The sequence below is a fragment of the Microbacterium sp. 4NA327F11 genome (assembly GCF_005503465.1).
Classification (GTDB): Bacteria; Actinomycetota; Actinomycetes; order Actinomycetales; family Microbacteriaceae; genus Microbacterium; species Microbacterium ginsengisoli.
The window spans coordinates 1-8,701 of sequence record NZ_SCOB01000043.1 but is presented as its reverse complement, the minus strand read 5'-3'; the positions used below and the strand labels follow the sequence as shown (position 1 = coordinate 8,701).

Here is an 8,701-nt window from a genome sequence, read left to right as displayed (position 1 = left end):
GCGAGCCGCGGCATACGAGACCTGGCTGCATCACTACAATCACCACAGACCCCACACCGGGATCGGCGGCCAGACCCCCTCAGCCCGCGTTCACAACGTCACGGGGAAGTACAGCTAGACCGCGGTGAGGCCGCCGTCGACGGTGAAGATGCCTCCGACGCAGTAGCTGGCCTGATCGCTGAGGAGGAAGCGGACCATCGCGGCGATTTCCGCGGGGCGCCCGGGACGCCGGCGCGGGATCTGGGACATCTCCCGTTCGAACACCGCAGCGTCGGAGGTGATGAACTCGTTCATCGGGGTGTCGATCAGGCCGGGCCAGACGATGTTGACCCGGATCTCGCGCTGAATGTACTCGTTGGCCATGACCCTGCCGAGGCCGACGAGTCCGCCTTTGCTTGCGCTGTAGGCGTGGTGACCGAGCTCGCCCCCGAAATACCCGGTCGGCGAACCGATGATGACGATGCTCGCGGGGTTCTCGTCCTCGATGATCGTCGCCACGGCGCTCTTGCAGGTGTGGAAGACCCCGGTGAGGTTGACGCCGAGGGTGCGCGACCAGATGTCCTCGGGAAGCAGGTGCACTTCGCGGTCGGCGATGGGTTCGATCCCGGCCGAGGCGACGACGCCATCCACGCTCCCGAACGTGGCACGGGTCTGCCGCACCCAGTCGTCGACGGATTCCTGCGACGACACGTCCACGCGTGAGACCGTGAGCCGATGCCGTTCGCTCTCGGGAAGGGTCGAGGCGAGCTCATCCAGTGCGTTGCGGTGGAGGTCTCCGACCGCTATAGCGCAGCCCTGCGAGAGCAGCGCTTCTACGCAAGCCAGTCCGATCCCGCTGTTTCCACCGGTCACGAGGATCACTTTCGAGCGGAGGTCTGAGTAGGTTACGTCGTTCATGTTCCATCCTTCGTGGCGGGTGTCGGGGTGACTGCCGCGAGCAAGCGCCGCGGTTGTGTGACGACGTGGTCCTCCAGCACCGTGAGCGCTGTTTCGAGGCTGCGGGTCTTCATCGCGTCGAGGAGCTGCCGGTGCTCGAATACGATCTCCATCGGGGAGGGCTGTTCCAGGCTCAACTGGTAGAAGCCGACCCGGATGCGAGGCTGGATGACGCGCCAGAGCTGCTCGGTGTGGAACTCGCCGGCCGCCTCGAACACGGCTCGGTGAAACCGGATGTCCAACTCCACCAGTTCACGCACTGTGTCGTCGTCCGCAGTGCGCGCGGCTCTCTCCATCTGTTCGACGATTCCTTCCAGCCGTGCGACTGTCTCGTCGTCGAGGTTCGGGATCAGGGACTCCATCGCGTGGCGTTCGAGGATCCACCGTGTCGGCATCAAGACGTCGGTGAGTTCTCGCGCCGTAAGTTCGGCAACGACCGCACCCTTGTATGCCTCGACGCGTATGAGGCCCTCGTTCTCTAGGTCGCGGAGCGCTTCGCGCACTGGACCGCGGCTGATTCCCATGTCGTTGGAGATGCTTTCCTCGGTCAGGCGGCTGCCGGCCGGGATGGTCCCGTCGATGATCTTCCAGCGAAGTACCTCGGTCACCTCTTTGCTGATGGTGAAACGCGAGCGCTCCAGTCGTGGGAAGCGTGCTGCTGACATGAGAGGTCCTCCATCGGGTGAGTCTGCGGGGTTCGGCGGCTATGGACTCATCGTGCCAGACCCGCCCGGATTGCAGATTGTCAACGACACTGTGACCGTCTTCGTCTCACCGGGCGCGAACTCGATGGTCGTGCCGGCGTCGCGGGCAGCGAGCAGGCCGTTGCCCGGTATGGAGGAGGCCGGTTCGATGCCGAGGGCGTAGATTCGCCTGAACCAGGGGGCCGTGCGGATGCTGCGGCCTTCGAACCAGTACCAGGCGTACGGGAACAGCTCCGTCGTCCAGGTCAGCGTGGCCGAGGCATCCAGGCTTGGGTTGAGGAGGGTGATCTCCGCTGTGTCGAAGTCGTCGAGGTAGGCCATACGGTTGATCGCCGCGTCCGGGGCTGGGAGCCTGCTCAGGTCGGTGATCACGCCGTCGAGCAGGCTTGGGGTCAGTGGCCAGAACGCCTCCGCGCCCGGCCGCAGATCGGTTGTCCCCTCAAGCGTCCTCTCCTCGACCCGCACCTGTCGACTGGAGCTGATGATCTGAGTGTCTTTTGAGAGGAAAGGAGGTCCGAAGGCGGGGTGGTGACTCCACATGGTGTCTACCGCCACCCCGCCGGTGTTTGTGATGGTCTCGGTCACCGTCACGGTGGTGTCCGTGACGGTGATCGACTTGATCAGATCGAAGGGACTGTGGACCAGCGTGCAGGTCATCCGGATCGTCGCGTCGTCGAGGATTTCCCAGTCGAAGGGGGTCAGCCAGACTTCTCCGTGCATTCCCCACGTCGTTCCGTATACGTCGACGAGGTCGCCGCCGTTGGGGAACACGGTCTGCCATCCTCCGGCGTACGCCTCCATCAGATGGCCCTCGGATTCGTATGCGGCGCCGAACGCTCCGCGTTCGCGAAGTCCCCACGGCGACTGCCAGAGGAATTCCAGGTCGTCGGCGCGGCGCTTCACGCTGAGGATGTCACCGCCTTTGCCCGGGAGCACCTGCACGGCGATCGAATCGGACCGCAACGTGACCACGTCCCATCCTCTGATCACGCTGACCTGCACGCTGGTCGTCACGGTCAGTCCTCCGTGATGATCGTCGAGTCGAGGTTCTCCTCCGTAATCTCTGGAGACATGGCCTCGCCGGCTTTCAGCATCCAGCCGTTCTTGTCCTTGCGGGACAGCACGGCGACAAAGATCAGCCCGATCGCGAGCCAGACGACCGCGACGATCGGGGCCAATCCGTTGATACCGGTGGGAAGCGGGAAGAGGGTGTTGTAGCCGACGAAGAGCAGCACGGCCGTCGAGAAGATTGGGATGACCAGGTGGGTGAAGCGGTTGTACTCCTTCGGGTACGTGCGCGAGTAGAGACGCCAGACCGAGATGTTGCCGAACGTGTAGACGACGATGATGAGCAGGGTGATGATGATCGCCGCGAAGGCGATCAGGCCGGTGGCGCCGAAGAGTGCGCCACCGCCGAGCGCCACGACTAGGGTGATCGCCGACTGCAGCCAGACTGCGTTCACCGGTGTGCGCCGCTTCGGGTCGATCTTGGCCAGGCCCGCCGGCAGCACACCGGCACGGGCCATTCCGAAGATCACGCGGGAGGACGCGTTCTGAACCGCGACGCCGACGCCCATGACGGAGACCACCAGCGCCACCAGCATGAGGATCCACCCGTTGCCCCACAGGCGGTGCGCGAGCTCCATCACTCCGGAGCCGGAGGCGACGAAGCTGTCGATGTTGTTCGTTCCCCAGCCGACGAGGAAGCCCCACGAGGTGAAGAGGAAGAAGATGCCCATGATCGTGAAGGCGAGGATGACGGCCCGAGGCAGGTTCTTCTTCGGCTCGTGGCTCTCCTCGGCCAGCGGCGCGACCTCCTCGAATCCGGAGAAGACGAAGATCGAGAAGACGATGCCCAGGAAAAGGCCGCCGAAGCTGGTCGCGTTTGCCGGGTTGAACGGCGCGAAGCTGAGCCCACCGGGCCCTGGGTGCGCAAGTCCTGTGGCAGCGAGCGCGACGCAGGCGAGGATCTCGAACACACCGAGAGCGACGATTACACGGACTGAGATCTTCACCCCGAGGATGGAGATGATCGTCAGCAGCACCCCACCGATGGCGGCGGTGATCCACCAGGGCACATCGATGCCGTAGGCGGACTGGAGCGATGTCTCGAGTGTCCCTCCGACGAAGGAGAGGTTGATCCCCGCGCCGATCGGTTCGAAGAGGAGGAAGGCCCAGGCTGTGAAGAACCCGCTCTTCGGGCCGATGATCTGGCTCACCCAGGTGAAGTAGCCACCGGCGGAGGAGATCTTCTTCGAGAGCTGGATCACCGAGACCGCGACGGTGCTCATCGCGATCGCAGCGACGACGAAGGCGAACGGGCTCGCCAGCCCGGCAACGCCGGTGATCGACTGGATCGAGAAGATAATCCCGACAGCAGGGCCGATATGGGTGATGGCCTGCATGAGGATCCCGGGCAGGGGCACGGCGCCTGCTTCGAGCGAGTGGGTCTTGTGTGGTGTCACAGAGATCGCCTCCGTGGATTGTCTACGCATTAGTCAAGCCCTTCGTGAGTTGGTTGGGCATGGGACGAGATGCATTCCATGCGAGGGCCGCCGACGCAAAAATGGGGAAGGTGCGGGTTTGCGACCCATGGGTCGTTCGGCGGCGTTGCATCGAGACTAGGAACAATTGTTAACAATTGACTACGTGTTTTGTTTCTGGATTGTAAATTGTCGACGATCCACGAATTGCACCACCGAAGTGATTGTAGATTGTCAGCAATACGCCTTTCACGTTGCGATTTCGAGAGTATGAGGACAGTAATGAAGATCACCGACGTCACCGCTGCGGGCCTCCGCGGCGCTACCCCCGCCGGCGGATGGACTCAGGAGCTGCAGCCGGAGGATTCGGCGCACACCCTGGTCTTCGTCACGACCGACGAAGGCCTCACCGGAATCGGCAGCGTCTTCACAACCGAGCCGTTGGTGAAGGCGTCGCTCCTGGTCCTACGGGATCTGCTGCTCGGCGAGGACGCCCTCGACACCGAGCGGGTGACCGAGAAGCTTCATCAGAACACCTTCTGGTTCGGACGCGGTGGCGCGATCACCCACACGATCAGCGGCATCAACATCGCGCTGTGGGACATCGCCGGCAAGGCCTACGGCCAGCCGATCGGGAGGCTCCTCGGTGGCGCGCACCGTGACCGGGTGCGCCCATACGCCTCGCTCCTCATGCAGAATCCTGAGCCCCTGGAGGCCGAGCTGCTCCGACTTCGCGGGCAGGGGTTCACGGCCTTCAAGATCGGCTGGGGGCCCTTCGGGCGGGTCAATGCGACCCTCGACGAAGCGATCGTCGCCGCCGCTCGCAACGCCGTCGGCGACGACACACTCCTCGCGGTCGACGCCGGCGGTAGTGACGCGTACTGGCACAACGGCTATAAGTGGGCCCTCAACACCTCGAAGATGCTCGCCGACTACGGCGTCGCCTGGTTCGAGGAAGCCCTGAACCCCGACGACCTCGCCGGGTTCAAGAAACTGCGCGAGCACTCCCCCGTCCCGATCAGCGGTGGTGAGACGCTCACCCGCCGCCAGAGTTTCACACCGTTCCTGCGTGCCGCTGCGTTCGACATCGTCCAGCCTGATGTCACGAAAGTCGGCGGGCTCAGCGAGAGCATCAGTATCGGAAAGCAGGCGTCGGACCTCGGAATCAAGCTCATCCCCCACGGCTGGAACACCGCGATCGGCCTCGCCGCCGACCTGCAGATCGCATCCGCACTATCCAACACAGACCTGATCGAGTACTGCACCGGATCCGCCTACATCGACGACCTGCCCGCGACCCCCTGGAGCCTCGACGCTGAAGGATTCCTCGCCATCCCGGACCAGCCCGGGCTGGGGGTCGCGTGGGACACCGACGCGATCCACCGACTAACCGGAGTGCCGAACCTGCCGATCGGCTCCATCAGAGAACTCGCATAGCGACGCGAGATCCGCAGCGCGTTATGAGAGGGCTCATTCGAATCGGTAAAGTCAGTCACATCCGAACCAGGCCGACTAGCAATGTCGATTGTGCCGCGCTCGCCCCGCGTCACCTCATCGATCACAGCCCTCGTCGCATCGCGCTTCTCGGGGCCCGGCACGCAATCCAGACCACGCACGAGCGACGACAAAGCTTCGTTGACGAACTCGGCCGCTCCGCGTCGAGGTCAGGACCTACCGGTCGACTCGAACGGCTGCTGCGGCCGGTGAACGCCATCCCTTCACCACCGCCAGGCGCCTGCTGATCGCGACTCGCTTCGTCGGCTTCTTCGCCCAGGGCGCGGTTCGAAGTGCCCTGGAGTTCGTCAGGTTGACGCTATCGGAGTACGACGGCTGGGTGATCGTCGAGCAGGACGTCATCATCCACGAGCCGGGCGACTACATGCGCGCTCGAGAAGATCAACACGCCAACCGCTAGACCCCCGAACCCAGATTCCCACGCGAACCCCCGTCACCCGATGTTCCACACTGAAGAGAGTCCCACCACCATGACCATCGTCGAATTCGCCATCGTCCGCCAGCGGGCGATCCCCGTCATCCGGGCCGCCGACCCGGAGAAGGCCTACGTCCTGTGCGAGCGGCTGGTCGCCGCCGGCATCGACGTCATCGAGCTGACGGCCACGATCCCCCGCTGGGACGACACCCTCGCGGCCGTGAGCCGCGACCTGCCGCACGCGATGATCGGGATGGGAACTGTCGTGTCAGCGGACGCGGCCGAGAAGGCGTGCGCGGCAGGAGCGCGCTTCCTCGTCAGCCCCTTCCCCGCGGACGAGGCCAGGGCGGTGGCCGACCGGGAGGGCGTGCTCTTCATCGGCGGCGGCTGCACTCCGGCCGAGATCGCGGAGGCGAGCAGCCACGGCCTCTGCAAGCTCTTCCCCGCGCATCTGGGAGGCCTGGGGTATTTGGGCACACTGCACGCGATCCTGCCCGAGGCGCGGATCATGCCGACCGGCGGCATCCGGCTGAACGAGGTGTCGTCGTGGCTCCGGGCCGGCGCGACCGCCGTCGGCGTCGGCGGCGATCTCTACGGAGCGCCCGACCTGGACGCGGCCATCGCCGAACTCGCACGTCAGGTGTCCGAGGGAGCGCCGGCATGATCCGGGTCGCCGTCGTCGGCGAATGCATGATCGAGCTGACCAGGATCGACGACCGGATCATGGCGCTCGGCTACGCCGGCGACACGGCCAACACCGCGATCTACCTCAAACGGCTCGCCGGCGGATACGCCGACGTCCACTACGTTACCGCCATCGGCGACGACGAACAGAGCACCATGCTGCGCGCGCACCTCGAACGCGAGGGGCTCGTCGTTGAGCCCCGAGTGGTGTCCGGAGCATCCCCTGCGCTCTACATCGTCAACACGGACGAGCGTGGGGAACGCACCTTCACGTATTACCGGGACGCCTCCCCGGTCCGGCACCTCTTCGCCGACGGCGTCGATGCGGCGCACACGTCGGCGTTCGCGTCGGCGGATATCGTGTACTTCTCGCTGATCACCCTGCAGCTGCTCACTCCGTCGGCACGCACGCGCTTCTTCGCGCACGTGCGATCCGCCCGGGCACGGGGTGCCCGCGTCGCGTTCGACAGCAACTACCGGGCTGCGGGGTGGCCGTCCGCGCACGCCGCTGCAGGAGCTGCCGACGCGGCAGCCCGGGTGACGGACATCGCGCTCCCATCGCTGGCCGACGAACGGTTCCTCCACCCCGGAGTCGGATACGGCGATGTGATCGAGCGCTACCGCGCCGCAGGGGTGAAGGAGATCGTGGTCAAGGACGGGTCCGCTCCGACACAGGTTTGGGCCGCGGGCGAACTGCGCACCTTCCCCGGTACTATCGACCCCGCTCCCGTCGACACGACAGGGGCAGGGGACTCCTTCAACGCCGCCTACCTCCTCGACCGTGCACGCGGACTCACCGTGCAGGATGCGGTTCGGTCCGCACAGGCACTCGCCGGCCGCGTTATCGGTTCCAAAGGAGCGATCGTCCCGCTCTGAGTCGTGGACATCGTCGAGGCAGGCGTCCCGCGAGGTGCCACTCGAACCGTTCGCGGGCCAGAGGCAACCTGATTGATGCTGAGTCCCCGACCTTCGGCTGGAGCCGCTCGAACGCGACCGGTGGCCCACCGACCTACCTTGTCGCCGCCGGCGCCGTCGCGACCGTCGCTGGTCTCGCGATGGTCCGCACATCATCGGTGGGGGCCCCTACGTCGCCATGCTAAGCGCGTTCAGGTCGACAACAGCCCCGCCGGTCTGGCAGAGCCTCCGTCACAGCCGTTCGACACCGTCACAATCAGCCGACGAGCTAGCAGCAAGCTTGGGCGTGGAGCTGACTACGTCGGCGCGAGATGTGTGTGTTTTCTCCCCGCTCCCGCCTGCGATCGTAACGGCCTCCGGCTGCTCCGCGATCGACCCTCGCTATTTGCAGACTCCGTCGCTGCCCTCCTCCACTTAGCAACCGCTCCTGTCGGTCGCTGCTCGGCCTCCACCCGTTCTTGATCTTCGTGCCGGAACGGCGAGAAAGACGAGTGGACGAAGGAGCAAGTGAACCATGAGGAACGCGACCATCACCCGAGACGCGACGGATCGACAGACGCAGGCTGAGGCACTGCACACGTCGATCGTGGAGCAAGTCCGGCAACTCGCAGATAGCGGCCGGTGGCGGGCATTCCTGGAGGTTCGCCCGCACTTTCCACAACTACAGCCTGAACAACCTTCTGCTGATCCTCGCCCAGAACCCTGACGCGACCATGGTCGCCGATTTCCGGCAATGGCAGGCCAAGGGGCGCCAGGTCCGCAAAGGCGAGAGATCCATCAAGATCTTCGGATATCGCGAGAAGAAGACCGAAAGCGCTGCCGACGATGACGCCTCAGCCGACGAAGGGCGTGTGATCCGATACTTCCCCACACTCTCCGTATTCGACATCACACAGACCGACCCGATCGGGGGAGCCGACCCGACCCCAGGTGATCGGGCGTGAAGCAGGAATCGGTGGCAGATTCGGTTTAGGCCGCGAGTGTGAGCGGCTCGGTTAGCTTGGCTTCGAATTCGATGGGCGTCAACCCGCCGAGGGTGTCCTGGGCTC

9 protein-coding genes are annotated in these 8,701 nt (G+C 64.9%); 5 read left to right on the top strand and 4 right to left on the bottom strand.

Annotation, left to right across the window (positions count from 1 at the left end; all coding sequences use genetic code 11):
* The coding region (locus tag FFS51_RS14360; RefSeq protein WP_137878761.1) for an integrase core domain-containing protein at nt 1-118 on the top strand (118 nt) is incomplete at its 5' end.
* On the opposite strand, the gene FFS51_RS14355 is transcribed toward FFS51_RS14360, so the two are convergent.
* Genes FFS51_RS14355 through FFS51_RS14340 form a run of 4 tightly spaced genes read right to left on the bottom strand, consistent with a single transcriptional unit; the run spans nt 115 to nt 4,066 of the window.
* Nucleotides 115-897 carry an SDR family NAD(P)-dependent oxidoreductase gene (locus FFS51_RS14355; protein WP_137878760.1) on the bottom strand — a complete coding sequence of 261 codons (783 nt, stop codon included), beginning with the start codon at nt 895-897 and terminating at the stop codon, nt 115-117. The two genes, FFS51_RS14360 and FFS51_RS14355, sit on opposite strands and share 4 nt — an antisense overlap.
* Nucleotides 894-1,601, bottom strand: coding sequence for a GntR family transcriptional regulator (locus FFS51_RS14350; protein ID WP_137878759.1), 708 nt, complete (start codon nt 1,599-1,601; stop codon nt 894-896). Before FFS51_RS14350 ends, FFS51_RS14355 begins: the two co-directional genes overlap by 4 nt.
* Before the next feature lie 39 nt (nt 1,602-1,640).
* Nucleotides 1,641-2,654 (bottom strand): DUF4432 family protein, encoded by a 1,014-nt coding sequence (locus FFS51_RS14775; protein WP_171006208.1) that lies wholly within the window; start codon nt 2,652-2,654, stop codon nt 1,641-1,643.
* Between the two features lie 2 nt (nt 2,655-2,656).
* Entirely contained in the window at nt 2,657-4,066 is a 1,410-nt protein-coding gene (locus FFS51_RS14340; RefSeq protein WP_171006207.1) for an APC family permease, read from the bottom strand.
* A gap of 339 nt (nt 4,067-4,405) precedes the next feature.
* Between FFS51_RS14340 and FFS51_RS14335 the strand changes: the two genes are divergently transcribed.
* The 4 genes from FFS51_RS14335 (at nt 4,406) to FFS51_RS14935 (ending at nt 8,596) form a co-directional block, all read left to right on the top strand.
* Nucleotides 4,406-5,560: a mandelate racemase/muconate lactonizing enzyme family protein gene (locus FFS51_RS14335; RefSeq protein ID WP_137878756.1), complete on the top strand. Its 1,155-nt coding sequence runs from the start codon at nt 4,406-4,408 to the stop codon at nt 5,558-5,560.
* 548 nt (nt 5,561-6,108) lie between these two features.
* Nucleotides 6,109-6,717, top strand: coding sequence for a bifunctional 4-hydroxy-2-oxoglutarate aldolase/2-dehydro-3-deoxy-phosphogluconate aldolase (locus FFS51_RS14330; protein ID WP_212742831.1), 609 nt, complete (start codon nt 6,109-6,111; stop codon nt 6,715-6,717).
* Nucleotides 6,714-7,613: a sugar kinase gene (locus FFS51_RS14325; RefSeq protein ID WP_137878754.1), complete on the top strand. Its 900-nt coding sequence runs from the start codon at nt 6,714-6,716 to the stop codon at nt 7,611-7,613. The genes FFS51_RS14330 and FFS51_RS14325 overlap by 4 nt, the downstream gene beginning before the upstream one ends.
* A 587-nt stretch (nt 7,614-8,200) precedes the next feature.
* Nucleotides 8,201-8,596 (top strand): ArdC family protein, encoded by a 396-nt coding sequence (locus FFS51_RS14935; RefSeq protein WP_349303925.1) that lies wholly within the window; start codon nt 8,201-8,203, stop codon nt 8,594-8,596.
* Nucleotides 8,597-8,701: the final 105 nt, after the last annotated feature.